Here is a 17863-nt window from a genome sequence, read left to right as displayed (position 1 = left end):
CTCGACCACGCCCCCGCCCCGTCGCACGAGCCCGAACGAGCTCGTAGGAGCCCATACGAAACCAAACGGACATGGAGTGGAATCTTCCTCGACACGTGGTATCTACCTGGGTTCCAGGGCCACGGCCGCGGGGATCACGGCTCCACGGGTAGAGTCGCCAGCCCCGGATTGACCCTGAGCGCACCGGCCTATCGACCGCATCGCGCCGCGCGCGCGGCGCACGATCTCCCTGCCGCCAGCGCTGGGCGAGCGCAGCACCTCGCCCCTCCGAGAGTGCCCATCCGCACACTGGAACGAGACCGAAAAATCTGGTCTTGTCATCGATCACGGACATCTGTATATGACGTGCTCCGACCGCTCTCTGAAACCATGCGTCATCGACAGCCTTCCTGCCTTGCTGTGAACGAAGAAAATAACAGTGTCAGTGCCGGAGCCCTCAGCCGTCATGACGCGCGATGACACCATGAGACGGAGTTGCCGCCGCGAGGCATGACGCGCCACGACATCTCCCTTGAAAACGCGCCTGCGCGAGCGGCGTGAGAACTTGATAGCGACCTCGAATCCCCGTTGACACTGCTGTGCGAAGACGGCTACAGTGCCGACGTCTGGATGCCGGTATGGTGCGCTGCGTTGCGCGCGTCGGGCTCCGGCGAGTCGCTCTGTCACGTGGCGGCTTCCAGGAAGATCAAATGAATGGGAGAGGGACGGTGGGCGCTCGGGCGTGTCCACGAGGGCCCCGCTGAGGAGCATTTCATGAGGAACTGGTTGCTGCCGCGTCGAACGTTGGTTCTTTCGGCGTTGCTTCTTTCGGTCGGCGCCGCGGCGGGTTGCGGGAAGTCCGATGCGAAGAAGGACCCCGCGGGCACGGCCCCGGCCGGTCAGGGGACCGGCAAGAACCCCGCGGCTGCGGACACCTTCCTGACCGTGTCGATCGAGCAGCAAGCCTCGTGGGTGCGCAACTTCAATCCTCTGCTGGCCGCTGGCAACGTTCGCTGGCCGACCGTCGCTGGCATCTACGAGCCGCTCCTCGTTTACAACACGATGAAGGGCGAGTTCACCCCCTGGCTCGCCTCGAAGTACGAGTGGAGCAACGGGAACAAGACGCTCACCTTCACGACGCGCCCCGGCGTGAAGTGGTCCGATGGCCAGCCCTTCACGGCGAAGGACGTGGCCTTCACCTTCGGGCTGCTGAAGAAGCACGCGGCCCTCGACCTGCAGGGCGTCTGGAAGTGGCTGACCGCGGTTGAGGCCAAGAGCGACTCCTCGGTCGAGTTCACGCTCACGCGGCCGTACGTCCCCGGGCTCGTCTTCCTCGGGCACCAGCCGATCGTGCCGGAGCACAAGTGGAAGGACGTGACGGATCCGGTCACGTTCACGAACGAGAACCCGGTCGCGACGGGGCCCTTCACCGAGGTGAAGACCTTCCAGAACCAGATCTACGAGCTCGGCCGGAACCCGAACTACTGGCAGCAGGGCAAGCCCGCGATCAAGGGGCTCCGCTTCCCGGCCTACCCCGGCAACGACCAGGCCAACCTGGCGCTCCTGAACGGCGAGGTCGACTGGGCCGGCAACTTCGTCCCGGAGATCGAGAAGGTCTACGTCGGCAAGGACCCCGCCAATCACCACTACTGGTTCCCGCTCGTCGGTAGCACCGTGTTCGTCTACACGAACACGACGAAGAAGCCGCTCGACGACGTTCGGGTGCGCAAGGCGATCAGCATGTCGCTCGACCGCGAGCAGATCGTCAAGGTCGCCATGAACAACTACACGCGGCCGGCGGACGCGACGGCGCTCAGCGACGCGCACGAGCGCTGGCGCAGCCAGAAGGTCGTCGAGGGCGGCGACTGGGTGAAGTTCAACGTGGCCAAGGCGAACCAGATGCTCGACGAGGCGGGCTACGCCAAGGGCCCGGACGGCATCCGCTCGAAGGACGGGAAGCCACTGCGCTTCGATATCAACGTCGTCACCGGCTGGTCCGACTGGGTGCGCGCGGCGCAGATCGTCACGCAGCAGGTGAAGCAGGTCGGCGTCGAGGCCTCGCTGAGGACGTACGACTTCAGCGCGTTCTTCGAGGCGCTCCAGAAGGGCACCTTCGATCTGTCGATGGGCTGGTCGAACGAGGAGCCGACGCCCTACAACTTCTACCGCGACCTCATCGGCACCGCGACCGTGAAGCCGGTCGGCGAGTCGTCGGCGCGCAACTGGCACCGCTTCGGCGCCAAGCAGACGGACAGCCTCTTCGAGGCGTTCGAGGCCGCGACGGATCCTGCGGAGCAGAAGAAGCTCATCGAGCAGCTCCAGGAGACGTTCTCCGAGACGGCGCCCTCCATCCCGCTCTTCCCCGGGCCGTCCTGGGGCGAGTTCAACACCCGCCGCTTCACCGGGTTCCCCAGCAAGGAGAACCCGTACGCGAAGCTGTCGCCGAACAACCCGCCCGAGTACCTGCTCGTCCTCACCGAGCTCAAGCCGAAGTGACATCGGGCGTGATCTGATCCGGAGAGCAGGTTAGAAGAGAGAGCTTCTGTGCGTTACCTTCTTCGACAGCTGGGCTTGTATTTCATCGCGGCGTGGGCATCGCTCACCCTGAACTTCCTCATTCCGCGGCTCATGCCGGGCGACCCCGCCTCGGCGATGTTCGCGCGCTTCCGCGGGCAGCTTCAGCCGGAAGCGATCGACGCGCTGCGGAAGGCGTTCGGGTTCACGGATGCGCCGCTCTACAAGCAATACATCACCTACCTGAGCCACACGCTGACGGGAGATCTCGGCCTGTCGATCGCGCACTTCCCCGCGAAGGTGACGGACGTCATCGCGACGGGGCTCGGCTGGACGATGCTCCTGTCGGGCTCCGCCGTGCTCGTCAGCTTCGCGCTGGGGACGCTGCTCGGCATCATCGCGACGTGGAAGCGGGGCGGTTGGCTCGACTCGCTCATGCCGCCCGTCCTGATGTTCCTCGGCGCGTTCCCGTACTTCTGGCTCGCGATGGTGGCGCTCTACATCCTCGGCTTCGTGCTCGGGGCCTTCCCGCTGCGCCACGCCTACAGCGACACGCTCTCGCCCGAGTGGAGCTTCGAGTTCATCGGGAGCGTGCTGTCGCACATGGTCCTGCCCGGCCTGTCGATCGTCATCGCCACCATCGGGGGCTGGATGCTCGGCATGCGCAGCGCGATGGTCACCGTGCTGTCCGAGGAGTACATCACGATGGCCCAGGCCAAGGGGCTCTCCCAGTGGCGGGTCATGTTCAGCTACGCCGCGCGGAACGCGCTCCTGCCCAACGTCACCGGGTTCGGCATGGCGCTTGGTTTCGTGCTCGCCGGGTCGCTGCTCACCGAGATCGTCTTCTCGTATCCGGGTCAGGGCTTCCTGCTCATCCAGGCCGTTCGTAACCAGGACTATCCGCTCATGCAGGGGATCTTCCTCACCATCACGCTGGCCGTGCTGGGGGCGAACTTCTTGGTCGACGTCGTCTACGTGTTTCTTGATCCCCGCGCCCGAGGGCGCTGAGGGCTCGGTCCAGGAGAAGCGATGGCTGCGCAACAAAGCAACAGCGGGGGCAGCGCCACCCGTTCGGCGGGGTGGATCCGCCTCCTCCTCTCGAATCGCAAGGCGATGGTGGGCACGATCATCGTGCTCTTCTTCCTGCTCCTCTCGGTGCTCGGCCCCGTGCTCGTCGGTCAAGATCCGCACGCGTTCGTGGGCATGCCGCACGAGGCGCCGTCGGCCGAGCACCTCTTCGGCACGACGGGCCAGGGGCAGGACGTGCTCGCGCAGACGATCGTCGGCGCGCGGACCTCGCTGGCCGTCGGCTTCGCCACGGGCTTCGCCGTGATGGCGATCGGCGCGGCGATCGGCATGGCCGGAGGCTACTTCGGCGGCTGGGTCGACAACGTGCTCTCGCTGCTCACGAACGTGTTCCTGATCATCCCCGGCCTGCCGATGGCCGTCGTCATCGCGGCCTATCTGCCGGCCGGGCCGATGACGATCCTCCTCGTCCTCATCCTCACGGGCTGGGCGTGGAACGCGCGCGTGCTCCGGTCGCAGGTGCTCGCGCTGCGCGACAAGGACTTCGTCTCCGCCGCCCTCGTGAGCGGCGAGGGCAGCGCGCGCATCATCTTCCGCGAGATCCTGCCGAACATGACGTCGCTCCTCATGTCCGGCTTCATCGGCGCCACGGTCTACGCGATCGGCGCGCAGGTCGGCCTGGAGTTCCTCGGGCTCGGCGACCTCAGCGCGGTGACCTGGGGGACGAACCTCTACTGGTCAAGCAACAACGCCGCGCTCCTCACGGGCGCCTGGTGGACCATCGTGCCCACGGGCGTGTGCGTCGCGCTCGTCGGGTTCGCGCTCACGCTGATCAACTACGCGATCGACGAGATCTCGAATCCGCGGCTCCGCGCGGAGGGGTCCTGGTCGCGCCTGCTCAAGAGCCGCAACGTCGCGGCAGGTCCGTCCACGCCGGTAGTGAGGGCTCATGGCGCCTAGTCCGATTCTCTCGGTTCAGGATCTCCGGGTCGAGTTCATGACCCCGGCCGGTCCGGTCTGCGCGGTCGACAACGTCTCCTTCGACATCGCCCCGGGCGAGGTGCTGGGCCTCGCGGGCGAGTCGGGCAGCGGCAAGTCGACGGTGGCGCAGGCCATCATGCGCCTGCTCCGGCCGCCGGCGGTCATCACGGGCGGGCACGTGTACTTCGCCGGGCAGGACGTCCTGTCCATGAACGAGGAGCAGCTCCGCGCGTTCCGCTGGCGGAAGGTGGCGCTGGTGTTCCAGAGCGCGATGAACGCGCTCAACCCGGTGCTGACGATCGGCGATCAGATCGCGGATCCGATCATCGCGCACGACCGCGTGACGCCGGCGCAGGCGATGGAGCGCGCGGCCGATCTGCTCAAGCTCGTCAACATCGACCCGACGCGCCTGACCAGCTACCCGCACCAGCTGTCGGGCGGCATGCGCCAGCGCGTCGTGATCGCGATCGCCATGGCGCTCAAGCCGCCGTTCCTCATCATGGATGAGCCCACGACGGCGCTCGACGTGGTCGTGCAGCGGGAGATCCTGCAGCAGATCGCCGAGCTCAAGGAGCGCCTCGGCTTCTCGATCCTCTTCATCACGCACGACCTCTCGCTCATCGCCGAGTTCTCCACGCGCATCGCCATCCTCTACGCGGGCAAGCTCGCGGAGACCGCTCGCGCCAAGGACCTCTTCAGCGATCCGAAGCACCCGTACACGCAGGGGCTCCTCGGGTCGTTCCCCTCGGTCCGGGGCCCGCGCCGCAGGCTGCAGGGCATCCCGGGCACGCCGCCCGACATGCGCAACCCGCCGTCCGGCTGCCGCTTCCATCCCCGGTGTCCGCAAGCCTTCGCGACCTGCCAGACCGAGCAGCCCGCCCTTCGTGAAATCGCGCCCGAGCATCGCGGCGCCTGCCACCTCTACTGACGATGACGATGACGCAACCTTATGTCTCGCCTGTCCTCGACGTGGTGCGCCTCGCCAAGTTCTTCCCCGTCGGCGGCGGCCTACGCACGCAGCAGCTCCGGGCGCTGCACGACGCCTCGTTCTCGCTAGCCGAGCGTGAGGTCATCGCGCTTGTCGGAGAGTCGGGCAGCGGCAAGAGCACGATCGCACGGCTGCTCGCGCGGCTGATGCCCCCGAGCAGCGGGCAGATCCTGTTCAAGGGTCGCGACGTGCTGAAGGAAGAGCCGACGCGCGCCTCGCTCGCTTACCGCGGGCAGGTGCAGATGATCTTCCAGGATCCGTTCGGCTCGCTCAACCCGGTGCATTCGATCGGCTACCACCTGGAGCGGCCGCTGCTGCTCCACAACAAGGCGCCGAACGCCGCGATCCTCCGGGAGAAGGTGCACGCGCTCCTCAAGACGGTCGATCTCAACCCGCCTGCGGAGGTCGCGGTCAAGTACCCGCACCAGCTCTCGGGCGGCCAGCGGCAGCGCGTGGCGATCGCCCGCGCCCTCGCCGTGGATCCCAGCGTGATCCTCGCGGACGAGCCGATCTCGATGCTCGACGTCTCGATCCGCATGGGCGTCCTGAACCTGATGGAGAAGCTCAAGGAGGAGCGCGGCATCTCGTACCTCTACATCACCCACGACATCGCGAGCGCGCGCTACGTCGCGGATCGCACGATGGTGATGTACGCCGGCCACATCGTGGAGGGCGCGCCGAGCGAGGAGCTGATGCAGCAGCCGGCGCACCCGTACACGAAGCTCCTGCTCTCGGCGGTGCCCGACCCGAACGGCTCGATCCGCGGCGAGCTCCCGGCCCGCTCCGGCGCGCCGAAGCTCGTCAACCCGCCGCCGGGCTGCCCCTTCGCCGATCGCTGCCCGAGCGTGATGAACGCGTGCCGGGAGCAGATGCCGGCGGCCGTCGACGTCGGCTCGGGGCACTGGGTCCGCTGCCACCTCTACTCGCCCGGTTCCGTCGCTCCCTCCGCGCAGTACGAGCGCAAGGTACCTGCCTCCGTCGAGGCCGTATCTGTCTGAGGAGATTCACGAGAGAACATGTCGTCCCTGAGATTTCCCGACAAGTTTGTTTGGGGGGCTGCGACGTCCTCCTATCAGATCGAGGGCGCCACGAGCGAGGATGGGCGCAGCGAGTCGATCTGGGATCGCTTCGCGAAGACGCCCGGTCAGATCACGGACGGGACCAACGGCGACGTCGCGTGCGAGCACTATCACCGCTGGCCTGAAGACATCGCGCTGATGAAGAGCCTGGGCCTGATGGCCTACAGGTTCTCGATCGCGTGGCCGCGCATCCTCCCGGACGGCCGGGGCGCGGTGAACCAGAAGGGGCTCGACTTCTACAGCCGGCTGGTGGACGGCCTGCTCGAGGCCGGGATCGAGCCGTACGCGACGCTCTTCCACTGGGACCTGCCGCAGGTGCTCCAGGACCAGGTCGGGGGCTGGCAGCACCGCTCGACGGCCGATGCGTTCGTGGAGTTCGCCGACGTGGTGTCGCGGAGGCTCGGCGATCGCGTCAAGAAGTGGATCACGCACAACGAGCCGTGGTGCACGGCGTTCCTCAGCTACGAGAAGGGGATCCACGCGCCGGGCATGCGCGATTTCGGCAAGGCGCTGGCGGTTAGCCACCACCTCCTGCTCTCGCACGGCCTCGCGGTGCCCGTGCTGCGCAAGAACGTTCCTGGCGCCGAGGTCGGCATCACGCTGAACATGAACTACGCGATGCCCGCGTCGCCGAGCGCCGCCGATTACGACGCGGCCCGCCACTACGACGGGTATTTCAGCCGTTGGTTCCTCGATCCGCTGTACGGCCGGCACTACCCGGCGGACATGATCGCGGACTACATCGCGCTGGGCCACCTCCCGCCGGAGGGGCTGACCGTGTGCAAGCCGGGCGATCTCGACATCATCGCGACGCAGTGCGACTTCCTCGGCCTCAACTACTACTCCCGGGCGGTGCTGCGGAGCAGCAAGGTGCCCGAGGAGCAGAACCTGCCGAGGACGGAGCACGTCGCGCCCGCTTCCGAGCAGACCGAGATGGGCTGGGAGGTGTACCCGGACGGGCTCCGGCGGCTGCTCATCCGGCTGCATGTGGAGTACGGGGTGCCCAAGCTCTACGTGACGGAGAACGGCGCGGCCTACTCGACCGGGCCCGACAAGGACGGCCGCATTCCGGACGTGCAGCGGCTGCAGTTCCTGCGCGATCACTTCGTCGCTGCGCGGGGCGCGATCGACGCGGGGGCGCCGCTCGCCGGGTACTTCGTGTGGTCCTTGATGGACAACTACGAGTGGGACCGCGGCTACTCCCAGCGGTTCGGCATCGTCTGGGTGGACTACGAGACGCAGCGCCGCGTCCCGAAGGACAGCGCGCTCTGGTACAAGGGCGTCATCGCCGCCAACGCCGTCGACGACGGCGCCTCGCGAGCCACCTGACAGGCGGCGCGCGCAGCGCGCTGCGCGCTACGCCAGAGGCCGTCACGTCACGCGGAGCACCTCGTCGAGGGAGGTGATGCCCTCTTTCACCTTGGTGAGCCCGGCGTGCCGGAGCGGCACGAGCCCCACCTTGCGCGAGGCGTCCCGGTACGCGCGCTTCCCCGCCCGCGCCTTCACGAGATCCCGCAGGTCGTCGTCGAGCTCCAGCATCTCGAAGAGCCCGATCCGGCCCCGGTAACCCGTCAGGTGGCATGTCTGGCACCCGACCCCGCGCTTCAGCTCGGTGCCTTTCTCGATGAGGACCTGCTCCTCCTCGTCCATCACGGCGGTCTCGAGCTCGTACTTCTCCGCGCACTCATCGCAGAGCCGCCGCACGAGCCGCTGCGCGATCACCGCGAGCAGGGCGTTCGCCACGATCCACGACTCCGCGCCGAGGTCCACGAGTCGCGCGACCGTGTCGACCGCATCCGAGGTGTGCAGCGTCGACAGCACGAGGTGCCCCGTGAGGCTCGCCTGCAGCGCGATCTGCGCCGTCTCTGGATCGCGCATCTCACCGACCATGATCACGTCCGGGTCCTGCCGCAGGATCGCGCGCAGGCCGGTCGCGAACGTGAAGCCCTGCCTCGGGTTGGTCTGCCCCTGGGTGATGTCGGCGAACTCGACCTCGATCGGATCCTCCAGCGTGACGATGCTGAGCTCGCTGGTCTTCATCACCTTGATCAGCGAGTAGAGCGTCGACGTCTTGCCCGAGCCGGTCGGCCCGCACACGACGATGAGCCCCGAAGCGCGCTCCGCGAGCCCCTGGACCCGCGGCACGTCGCCCTCGGAGAGCCCGAGCTTCTCGAGCGCGATCAGCTGGTGGCTGAGCAGCACGCGCAGCACGAGCGTCTCGCCGTGGATCGCGGGGAACGTCGAGGCGCGCAGGTGGATGAGCGGGTGCCCGTGCAGCTCCAGGCCGAACTGGCCGTCCTGCGGCAGGCGCCGCTCGGTCATGTCCATCCGGGCGAGCACCTTCACGCGCGACGTGAGCGACGGCGCGATCTCGATCGGGATCTGGCCCTGGGCCACCATCACGCCGTCGACGCGGTAGCGCACGCGGATGCTGTCGCGCTTCGGCTCGACGTGGATGTCGCTCGCGCCCATGGAGACCGCGCGGCGGACCAGGTGATCGAGCACCTTGACCGCGTCGAGATCCTCGGGCGACGACGCCGGCGGGCGGCTGTGGTTCACCGCGCGCCTCCCTTGCCGACGTCGATCGTGCGGAGCGAGACCATCTTGAGCTCGTTCGAGGGGGGGAACGTCGCCCAGACGCTGACGCCGTAGAGGCCGGGCCGCTTGCGGTCGTTCAGCGGGACCTGGATGTCGAATCGATTGCCTGTCACCTGAAGAGGAATAGGCGTCTTGAAGCCTTTCGGGAAGAACGTCGCGTAGGGGGACGGGATCGCGTATCCGCCCATCCTGAGCAGCTTCTCCGGCGGGATCGGCTTGCCCGGCTCGATCCGCGAGATCCCGACGCCCGCGATCTTCGCCGGCGCGCGGACCTCGCCGGCCACCTGGATCACCTCGCCGATCTGCGCCCGCCTGGGCAGCTTCTGGTACGTGCCGTAGTCGTCGACGAACTCCTGCGCCATGCAGGCGATGTCGAACCCCTTGGCCTTGGCCAGCCCGACCCCGAGCGACGTGTGCGACGCTGTGAGCACGTTGCGTCGGTGCCCGTCGGCCGGGGGCTTCTCGTTCATGAAGGCGTGGTGGACCCGATCGAGGCTCTCCGCGGAGAAGCGCGGATCCGGATCGACTTCGCGCGGGATCGCGTCGGCGAAGCAGCCGGCGTTCTCCATGACGAAGCCGTCGCCTCCGGCCGCTGTGTAGCGCTCCTCCGGGACCGACCCGTCGCTGCCCCAGTGGCCGGTGAAGCCCACGCGGACCATGTCCTCCGTGTGCCGCCGCCCCGCGCGCGCCGCGGTCTCGTCCCACCGGACGGGCGGCAGCTTGTGCGCCGCCCGATCGCGGTTCACCAGCGCGAGCACGTACCGCCCCGCCTCCGCGCGGGTCATCCGCGGCCCCGGCGCGGGCGGCGCGGGTGCGGCCTGCGCCTCGCCGCCGCTGCCGGGCTCGGCGTCCGAGGCCTCGCCCCCCGAAGTGCGCGCGCTCTCCTCCGTCGCTGCCTCGGCGGCCCGCGCCCCCGACGTTCCTCCGGCCGGCTCCCTCCCGGCGCTCGCGCCGCACGCGAGCGCGTGGGCGCCCGCGGCGATGAGCCCCAGCCTGGGCGCCCCGCTCATCGCTCCTGTCATTCGTCCTCTTCTCGTGCTCGCATGCATTGTTGCGACGGTAGCGCCTGGCTGTCGTGCGCGCACCCGGGAGCGCCGCGCCTGGTCGGCGAGCGGAGCAGCCCGGGCCTCTGGCTCGCTTCCCAGGCGCCGCGCGACGCGCGGCGCGTTGACCGGGTCCACCCCGCATGAGATAGCGCACCTCCGATCAAGGAGGATCTGCATGAAAGCGTTCGCTCTCCAGGGTTCGTTCGGCCTCGACGCGCTCCGCCCGATGGACCTCCCGGATCCGAAGCCCGGACCCGGGCAGATCGTCCTCCGGATGAAGGCGGCGTCGCTCAACTTCCGCGACCTGCTCATGGCGAAGGGCCTCTACAACCCGAAGCTCCCGCTGCCGCTCGTCCCGCTCTCGGACGGGGTCGGCGAGGTGATCGGGGTGGGGGAAGGGGTGACGCGGGTGAAGGTCGGCGATCGCGTGTGCCCGATCTTCCACCAGCGCTGGATCGACGGGGAGATATCCTGGGCCAAGACGAAGGGGGCGCTCGGCGGAGAGCTGCCGGGGGTGCTCTCGGAGCAGGTGCTCCTGGATCAGGAGGGGGTCGTCGCGGTCCCGCCGCACCTCACGGACGAGGAGGCCGCGACGCTGCCGTGCGCCGCGGTGACCGCCTGGAACGCGCTCTTCGCGGCGAGCCACCTCAAGGCGGGCGACACGGTGCTCGTGCAGGGCACGGGCGGCGTCTCGATCTTCGCGCTGCAGCTCGCCCGGCTCGCGGGCGCCCGCGTCATCGTCACCTCGAGCAGCGACGAGAAGCTCGAGCGCGCGAGGTCGCTCGGGGCGTCGGAGACGATCAACTACCGCACGACGCCCGACTGGGACACGCAGGCGCTCTCGCTCACCGGCGGCGCGGGGGTGGATCACGTGATCGAGGTGGGCGGCGCGGGTACGATCGCCCGGTCGCTCCGCGCGGTGCGGATCGGCGGGCGCGTGAGCCTCATCGGCGTGCTCTCGGGCGGCGCGCCGGAGCTCAACCTGTTCCCCTTCCTGATGAAGCAGATCCGCGCGCAGGGCATCTTCGTCGGCTCGCGCGCGATGTTCGAGGACCTCGGCCGCGCGATCGCGGCGAGCGGACTCCGCCCGGTCGTCGACCGCGTGTTCCCCTTCACCGAGATCCGCCAGGCGCTCGACCACATGGCGAGCGGCGGACACTTCGGGAAGATCGCGCTCCGGTTCTGACGGGCGGGCCGCGGCGCGCGCCCTCCCGCCGGCGCCCCGGCGCGTCCTCAAAAGTGGCCCCGCCGGCCCAAGTCGTTTACGAACGGACCCCGCGGCCAGCCACGCGCCTCGGCCGCGCGAGAGGTGGTGGACGGTGCAGCTCGAGGTCCTGTGTGGTCAGCTCATCGTGGGCGGTTTCGACGGCGCCGAGCCGCCCGCCCGGTACCTCCGGGCGCTCGCCGAGGGGCGGAGGGGCGGAGCGATCCTCTTCCGGCGCAACGTCCCTGACATGGACGCCACGCTGCGGCTCTGCGCGGCGCTCGCCGCGGCGGGCGGCCCGGATAGGCCTCCCTTCCTCGGCATCGATCAGGAGGGGGGCCGCGTCACCCGCCTGCCCGCGCCGTTCCTGAAGCTGCCGCCGATGCGCTCGCTCGGCGACCTCATGGATCTCCCGCTGCTGCGCCGCGCGGCGCGCGCCGTCGCGTCCGAGCTCCGGGCCCTCGGCATCAACCTGAACTTCGCCCCCGTGCTCGACGTCGACTCGAACCCCGCGAACCCGATCATCGGCGATCGCGCCTTCGGCCGCGATCCTCGCGCCGCCGCGGAGGGCGGCGTCGCGTTCCTCGAGGGGCTCCAGGAGGAGCGCGTCCTCGCCTGCGGCAAGCATTTTCCGGGGCACGGCGACACGGCGCTCGACAGCCACCTCGCGCTCCCGACCCTCGCCCACGGTCGCGGTCGTCTCGACGAGATCGAGCTGCCGCCGTTCCGCGCCGCCTCCCGCGCCGGGGTCGCGTCGCTGATGACGGCGCACATCGTCGTCGAGGCGCTCGATCCCGGCGTACCGGCGACGCTCTCCCGATCCATCTGCACCGGCCTCCTGCGCGACGAGATCGGCTTCGAGGGGGTGCTCTTCTCGGACGACCTCGAGATGGCCGCGATCGCGGCGCATCACCCGGTCGAGGAGGCCGCCACCGCGGCCATCTCGGCGGGCTGCGACGCGCTGCTCGTCTGCAAGGACGAGGACCTTCAGGACCGCGCGCACGAGGCGCTCGTGCGCAGGGCCGAGCGCGATCCGCGCTTCCGCGACCGCTGCGTCGAGGCGGCCGCGCGCTGCCTCGGGCTGCGCCGGCGGTGCCCGCCGCGACCGGTCTCCTCGCCCGCGGCGCTCGCCGAGATCGTCGGCGGGCCTGCCTCGAGGGCGGTGCTCGCGGACATCGAGCGGGCGCGCGCCGCGCTCGCCGCGGGGGCGGCGACGTGACGGCGCCGCCGGGGGCCGCGCCGGGGGAGCCCGCGCAGCGCCCCGATCGCGCGTTCGCCGTCACCGCGCGCCGGCTCGTCACGTGCGACCCGTCCCGCGCCTCGGCCGGCGACCCGCTCGGGGTGATCGAGGACGCCGCGATCGTCGTGCGGGGCGGCGCTATCGAGGCGGTCGGGCCGCGGCGCGAGGTGCTGCGGCCCGAGGCCGGCGTCCCGGTCGCGATCGAGGCCGCGGGCGTCGTCACGCCCGGGCTCGTCGACGGCCACACGCACGCGCCGTGGGTCGGCTCGCGGGACGCGGAGTACGCGGTCCGCATGGCCGGCGGCGACTACGAGGCGATCGCCGCGGCGGGCGGCGGCATCGTCGCGAGCATGCGCGCAGTGCGCGCCGCGACGGCCGGCGAGCTCGCCGGCGCCCTCCGCGCCCGCCTCCGCCGGATGGCGGCGCTCGGCGTGACCGCCGTGGAGGCGAAGAGCGGCTATGGCCTCGACGAGGCCTCGGAGCGCAAGCAGCTCGAGGCGATCGCTGACGCCGGGAGGGACGCGCGCCTGCCCCGCGTCGTGCCGACGTACCTCGCCCTGCACGCGCTGCCGCCGGAGGCGGGCGGCGATCGCGCCGCCTACGCCGGCGTCGTCGCGCGCTCCTGGCTGCCCGCGATCGCCGCGGCCGGCCTCGCGCGCTACGTCGACGCGTACATCGACCGGAGCGCGTTCTCGGTGGACGAGGCGCGGCCGGTGCTCGAGCGCGCGCGCGCGCTGGGGCTCGGCGTGCGCGTGCACGTCGGGCAGTTCGCGGACGTGGGCGGCGCCGAGCTCGCGGCCGAGCTAGGCGCCGCGTCGGCGGACCACCTCGAGCACGTCGCGCCCGGGGGCATCGCGGCGCTCGCCCGGGCGGGCGTCGCCGCCGCGCTCTTGCCCGTGGCGAGCTTCACGCTGCGGCAGGAGCCGCCGCCCGTCGCCGCGCTCCGGGCCGCCGGCGTCCCGCTCGTCGTGGGCAGCGACGCGAACCCCGGCACGGCGCCGACCGAGAGCCTGCCGCTCGCGCTCGCGCTCGCGGTGCGGCTCTACGGCCTCACGGTCGCCGAGGCGATCCTGGGCGCCACGCGCGAGGCGGCGCGCGCGCTCGGCCTCGCCGGCGTGTGCGGCGCCGTGCGGCCGGGGCTCCGCGCCGACCTCGTCGTCTGGGACCTGCCGCACGAGAACGCGATCGTGCAGCCCTGGGGCGCGCCGCGCGCGCTGGCGGTGCTGCGTGACGGCGAGGTCATCGCGGCGGCCGGGTGAGGCGGCGCGCAAGTCAAGCCTGGACGCGCGTGCACCCTGCGCGTATGCCGCGCTCATGACCGAGACGCAGAGCCCTGTCGCTGTCCCGAGCCGCGCGGACAGCTCGTTCGATCCCGTCCCGCTCCTCGCCGAGGAGCTGAGCCTCCCGCGCCAGGGGGTCTCGGCGGTGGCCAAGCTGCTCGCCGAGGGGGCGACGGTGCCGTTCATCGCCCGCTACCGCAAGGAGGCGACCGGCGGGCTCGACGAGGTGCAGATCCGCGCGATCGAGGAGCGCCGCGCCTACCTGCTCGAGCTCGAGGAGCGCCGCGGCACGGTGCTCGCGGAGATCCAGAAGCAGGGCAAGCTCACCGACGCGCTCGCCTCGAAGATCCGCGCCTGCCAGACCAAGGCCGAGCTCGAGGACCTCTACCTGCCCTTCAAGCCGAAGCGCCGCACGCGCGCCATCATCGCGAAGGAGCGGGGCCTCGAGCCGCTCGCGGATCGCCTCTGGTCGCAGGCCGCGGACGGCAACCCCGAGGAGGAGGCCCGCGCCTTCGTCAGCGCCGAGAAGGAGGTCCCCGACGCGGCGGCCGCCCTCGCCGGCGCGCGCGACATCTGCGCCGAGCGCATCGCCGAGCACGCCGACGTGCGCAAGCTCGTCCGCGAGGCCTACGTCAAGGAAGGCGTCATCAAGGTCCAGAAGAACGAGGAGCACGACGGCAAGCAGACGAAGTTCGACATGTACGCGAGCTTCGAGGAGCCCGTCGCGAACATCCCCTCGCACCGCTACCTCGCCATCCGCCGCGGCGAGGCCGAGGGCGTGCTCCGCGCCGCGATCGAGCTCGCGCCCGAGCCGCTCGTCCCGCCGATCCACGCGGCGGTGGGGCTGAAGCCGAAGTCGCCGTGGGCCGGCGAGCTCATGAAGGCCGCGGAGGACGCCGTGAAGCGGCTCCTGCTCCCGGCGGTGCAGAGCGACGTGCGCGTCGACCTCAAGATGCAGGCCGATCGCGGCGCGGTCGAGGTCTTCGCCCAGAACCTCCGCGAGCTCCTCCTCGCGGCGCCCTTCGGCACGAAGGCGGTGCTCGGCATCGACCCGGGCCAGCGCACCGGCTGCAAGTGCGCCGTCGTCGACGAGACGGGCAAGCTCCTCGAGCACACGACGATCTACCTGGTCGGGAGCAGCGACGCGCTGGAGCGCGCGCGGCAGGATCTGCGCCGCATCTGCCGCAAGTACCCGCTCCGCGCGGTCGCGGTGGGCAACGGCACGCACGGCCGCGAGACCGAGGCGTTCGTGAAGGACGTGCTCGCGTCGGAGGGGCTGAAGGAGACGGCGAGCGCCGATCACGGGCCCACGTCAGAGACGATGTTCTGCGTCCCGGTGAGCGAGGCAGGCGCGAGCATCTACTCGGCGAGCGACGTCGCGCGCGAGGAGTTCCCCGACCTCGACCTCACGGTGCGCGGCGCGATCAGCATCGCCCGCCGGCTGCAGGACCCGCTCGCGGAGCTCGTGAAGGTCGACCCGAAGAGCATCGGCGTCGGCCAGTACCAGCACGACGTCTATCAGGGGCTGCTCGCGCGGAAGCTCGACGAGGTGATCGAGAGCTGCGTCAACCGGGTCGGCGTCGAGCTCAACACCGCGAGCGCCCCGCTGCTCGCCCGCGTCGCCGGCATCGGCCCGAGCCTCGCGAAGAAGATCGTCGCCCACCGCGATCTGCACGGCGCGTTCAAGAGCCGCAAGGCGCTGCTCGACGTGCCCGGGGTCGGCCCGCGGACGTTCGAGCAGGCGGCGGGCTTCGTGCGGGTCCGGGGAGGGGAGCACCCGCTCGACGCGAGCGCCGTGCACCCGGAGCGCTACGGCCTCGTCGAGCGCATCGCGACGGATCTCGGCGTGCCGGTCGGGTCGCTCATCGGCGACACGGCGGCGATCGCGCGGATCGATCCCAAGAAGTACGAGGCCGGCGACGTCGGCTCGTTCACGCTGAACGACATCCTGAGCGAGCTGAAGAAGCCCGGCCGCGACCCGCGCGCCACGTTCGAGCCGCCGAAGTTCCGCGACGACGTGCGGACCATGGAGGATCTCAAGCCGGGCATGGAGCTCGAGGGCGTGGTGACCAACGTGACGGCGTTCGGCGCCTTCGTCGACGTCGGCGTCCATCAGGACGGCCTCGTGCACGTCTCGCAGCTCGCGGATCGGTTCGTGAAGGATCCGAACGAGGTCGCCAAGGTCGGCGAGAAGATCAAGGTGCGCGTGCTGGAGGTCGACCTCGTGCGCAAGCGCATCTCCCTCACCGCGAAGAAGGGCGGCGCGCCGGCCGGCGCGCGCCCGCAGGCGGGCGGCCCGCCGGCCGGCGGCGACGCGCGCGCTCGCAACGACGGCCGCAAGCCGGCCCAGGGGCAAGGGAAGGGGCAGGGGCAGGGCAACTCGGCGGGCGGCTTCCGCAACAACCCGTTCGCGGATCTGCTGCGAAAATAGCCCCGAGGTGACGGGCGGCTCGCTGCGGGCCGCCGTCAGCGCCGGTCGCGAGGGAAGAGAAGAGCCGCGAGGACGCCGAAGACGCCAGCGGAGAAGAAGCGGCTCTCTCGGCGTCCTGGCGGGGGCTCCGGTCTAGAAATCGTGGTCCGCGAAGAAGCGCTCGATCCGGAGCGAGACGAGCTCCGGGAACTCGAGCGCGGTGGTGTGGGTGCCGCCGCGGACCACGAGGATCTCGGCCAGCGGGATGCGTCGCGCCATCGACTGGACCAGCGCCAGGGGCGTGAACGCGTCGCGGTCGCCGGTGATGAGCAGCGTCGGGACGTCGATCTGGTCGAGCGCCTCCTCGACGTCGTGCGTGCCCAGCGCGCGGAGGTTCCGCAGGAACGCCTCCATATCGAGCTGGCCGAACGGCTGCACGAGCTCGGCGAGCACCTCGCCGTCGAGCGTCTTCCCGAGCAGCCCCAGCCGCCTCAGCCACGCCGCAGCGTCCGGCTGGCCGATGACGCGACGCGTTATCTTCGTCGCGGCCGTCTGAGCGCGCGCTGCGAGCGCCATGAGCGGCGGGAACAGCCGCCCGAGCCCCGGCAGCGGCCCCATCGTCTCCAGCGGCGGGCGGTGGGTGCCGTTCAACAGGACCAGGTTCGCGGCGAACCCTGGGAGCCGGCGGAACGCCTCCAGCGCGACCTGGACGCCCATGCTCCATCCCATGAGCGAGCCGTGCCGGACCCCTTCGGCCGCGAGGATCGCCTCCAGGTCGCGGACGTGGCTGGCCACCGCATAGGCATCCGGGGCGTCCAGCGACGGGCGCCCCGACGCGTACATCCCGCGGTAGTCCCACGTGATGAAGCGGTACTGGTCGGAGAGGTACTCGATCTGCGCCCGCCAGACGAGGTAGGGCCCGCCCAGCCCGTTGAGCAGGACCACCGTCTTCGCTCCTTCGAACGGCGGTGGCGTCACCCGGTACGCGATGTCGGTTCCATCAAAGCTCGTCACCCGCCGGGTTTCCATCCGGAGCGGCGGTCGCCGCGGAGGCGATGCCTGCCGGCCCTCGCCGGGGGAAGAAGGGGGCGGCGCTTGCCGGCCTCCGCCGAACTTGAACGAGACCATGGGCCCCTGCTTCCTACCCGGTCCCTCGGCGGAGGGCCATGCTGCCGGCGACGTGCGGGTGGGGAGGGGGCGGGGCCTGACGCCCGGGTGAGGGCGCTGCCGCGGATCGCGATGGCGGAGCGGCCTGGCGATCGCTCATCGAAACCGACGCTGCGCCATGATCGCCATCGCGTTGACATTCCAGGCGGCGCGCCGCTAACGTGCGCGGCGGGTCGTCCTCTCGCCCGACGCTCCCGTTGTGTTGCTGATCTTTTCCTCCCCGCTCCCATGTCGGTCCGCTGGAGGCCGGCCCGTGTCACATCCTGTCGCCGCTCGCGCAGGAGCAGCTCCGGTTCGGGCCGCGGTGGGTCGGTTCCCTCGGGCGGGCTGGCGTTTTCAGGGCGAAGTGGT

Annotated in this window: 13 protein-coding genes; 10 read left to right on the top strand and 3 right to left on the bottom strand. The window is 70.6% G+C overall.

The window, feature by feature from the left end; all coding sequences use genetic code 11:
- The first annotated feature begins 753 nt into the window (after positions 1-753).
- Genes WMF28_RS21535 through WMF28_RS21510 form a run of 6 tightly spaced genes read left to right on the top strand, consistent with a single transcriptional unit; the run spans position 754 to position 7896 of the window.
- On the top strand, positions 754-2475 hold the full coding sequence (locus tag WMF28_RS21535) for an ABC transporter substrate-binding protein (protein WP_437604137.1): 1722 nt from the start codon (positions 754-756) through the stop codon (positions 2473-2475).
- Positions 2476-2523: 48 nt separating this feature from the next.
- Positions 2524-3501, top strand: a complete 978-nt coding sequence (locus WMF28_RS21530; protein ID WP_437604136.1) for an ABC transporter permease — start codon at positions 2524-2526, stop codon at positions 3499-3501.
- 21 nt (positions 3502-3522) lie between these two features.
- On the top strand, positions 3523-4479 hold the full coding sequence (locus WMF28_RS21525) for an ABC transporter permease (RefSeq protein ID WP_437604135.1): 957 nt from the start codon (positions 3523-3525) through the stop codon (positions 4477-4479).
- On the top strand, positions 4469-5428 hold the full coding sequence (locus WMF28_RS21520) for an ABC transporter ATP-binding protein (RefSeq protein WP_437494498.1): 960 nt from the start codon (positions 4469-4471) through the stop codon (positions 5426-5428). Before WMF28_RS21525 ends, WMF28_RS21520 begins: the two co-directional genes overlap by 11 nt.
- 2 nt (positions 5429-5430) lie before the next feature.
- Positions 5431-6486: an ABC transporter ATP-binding protein gene (locus WMF28_RS21515; protein WP_437604134.1), complete on the top strand. Its 1056-nt coding sequence runs from the start codon at positions 5431-5433 to the stop codon at positions 6484-6486.
- 18 nt (positions 6487-6504) lie between these two features.
- Positions 6505-7896: a GH1 family beta-glucosidase gene (locus WMF28_RS21510; RefSeq protein WP_437604133.1), complete on the top strand. Its 1392-nt coding sequence runs from the start codon at positions 6505-6507 to the stop codon at positions 7894-7896.
- Between the two features lie 42 nt (positions 7897-7938).
- On the opposite strand, the gene WMF28_RS21505 is transcribed toward WMF28_RS21510, so the two are convergent.
- Positions 7939-9126, bottom strand: a complete 1188-nt coding sequence (locus tag WMF28_RS21505) for a GspE/PulE family protein (protein WP_437604132.1) — start codon at positions 9124-9126, stop codon at positions 7939-7941.
- Complete coding sequence (locus WMF28_RS21500; RefSeq protein ID WP_437604131.1) at positions 9123-10187, bottom strand: CAP domain-containing protein; 1065 nt, start codon at positions 10185-10187, stop codon at positions 9123-9125. Before WMF28_RS21500 ends, WMF28_RS21505 begins: the two co-directional genes overlap by 4 nt.
- Positions 10188-10386: 199 nt before the next feature.
- Here WMF28_RS21500 and WMF28_RS21495 point away from each other — a divergent pair, with 199 nt between their 5' ends.
- The 4 genes from WMF28_RS21495 to WMF28_RS21480 all read left to right on the top strand — a co-directional run bounded on the left by WMF28_RS21495 (position 10387) and on the right by WMF28_RS21480 (position 16366).
- Entirely contained in the window at positions 10387-11397 is a 1011-nt protein-coding gene (locus WMF28_RS21495) for a zinc-dependent alcohol dehydrogenase family protein (RefSeq protein ID WP_437604130.1), read from the top strand.
- 133 nt (positions 11398-11530) lie between these two features.
- Complete coding sequence (gene nagZ, locus WMF28_RS21490; protein WP_437604129.1) at positions 11531-12634, top strand: beta-N-acetylhexosaminidase; 1104 nt, start codon at positions 11531-11533, stop codon at positions 12632-12634.
- Positions 12631-13914 carry an imidazolonepropionase gene (hutI, locus tag WMF28_RS21485; protein WP_437604128.1) on the top strand — a complete coding sequence of 428 codons (1284 nt, stop codon included), beginning with the start codon at positions 12631-12633 and terminating at the stop codon, positions 13912-13914. The genes nagZ and hutI overlap by 4 nt, the downstream gene beginning before the upstream one ends.
- Positions 13915-13969: 55 nt before the next feature.
- Positions 13970-16366 (top strand): Tex family protein, encoded by a 2397-nt coding sequence (locus WMF28_RS21480; protein WP_437604127.1) that lies wholly within the window; start codon positions 13970-13972, stop codon positions 16364-16366.
- A 132-nt stretch (positions 16367-16498) separates the two neighbouring features.
- Here the strand turns inward: WMF28_RS21480 and WMF28_RS21475 are convergent, their stop codons facing one another.
- On the bottom strand, positions 16499-17473 hold the full coding sequence (locus tag WMF28_RS21475; protein WP_437604126.1) for an alpha/beta fold hydrolase: 975 nt from the start codon (positions 17471-17473) through the stop codon (positions 16499-16501).
- Between the last annotated feature and the right edge of the window lie 390 nt (positions 17474-17863).

It is taken from the genome of Sorangium sp. So ce590 (assembly GCF_051521365.1).
Classification (GTDB): Bacteria; Myxococcota_A; Polyangia; order Polyangiales; family Polyangiaceae; genus Sorangium.
This window is presented reverse-complemented; position numbering and strand designations above follow the sequence as displayed.

Coding starts and splice junctions, on each gene's coding strand:
- WMF28_RS21515 (WP_437604134.1), top strand. CDS start 5,431: ATGACGATGACGCAACCTTATGTCTCGCCTGTCCTCGACGTGGTGCGC.
- WMF28_RS21535 (WP_437604137.1), top strand. CDS start 754: ATGAGGAACTGGTTGCTGCCGCGTCGAACGTTGGTTCTTTCGGCGTTG.
- WMF28_RS21475 (WP_437604126.1), bottom strand. CDS start 17,473: ATGGTCTCGTTCAAGTTCGGCGGAGGCCGGCAAGCGCCGCCCCCTTCT.
- WMF28_RS21480 (WP_437604127.1), top strand. CDS start 13,970: ATGACCGAGACGCAGAGCCCTGTCGCTGTCCCGAGCCGCGCGGACAGC.
- WMF28_RS21510 (WP_437604133.1), top strand. CDS start 6,505: ATGTCGTCCCTGAGATTTCCCGACAAGTTTGTTTGGGGGGCTGCGACG.
- WMF28_RS21520 (WP_437494498.1), top strand. CDS start 4,469: ATGGCGCCTAGTCCGATTCTCTCGGTTCAGGATCTCCGGGTCGAGTTC.
- WMF28_RS21495 (WP_437604130.1), top strand. CDS start 10,387: ATGAAAGCGTTCGCTCTCCAGGGTTCGTTCGGCCTCGACGCGCTCCGC.
- WMF28_RS21525 (WP_437604135.1), top strand. CDS start 3,523: ATGGCTGCGCAACAAAGCAACAGCGGGGGCAGCGCCACCCGTTCGGCG.
- WMF28_RS21500 (WP_437604131.1), bottom strand. CDS start 10,187: ATGACAGGAGCGATGAGCGGGGCGCCCAGGCTGGGGCTCATCGCCGCG.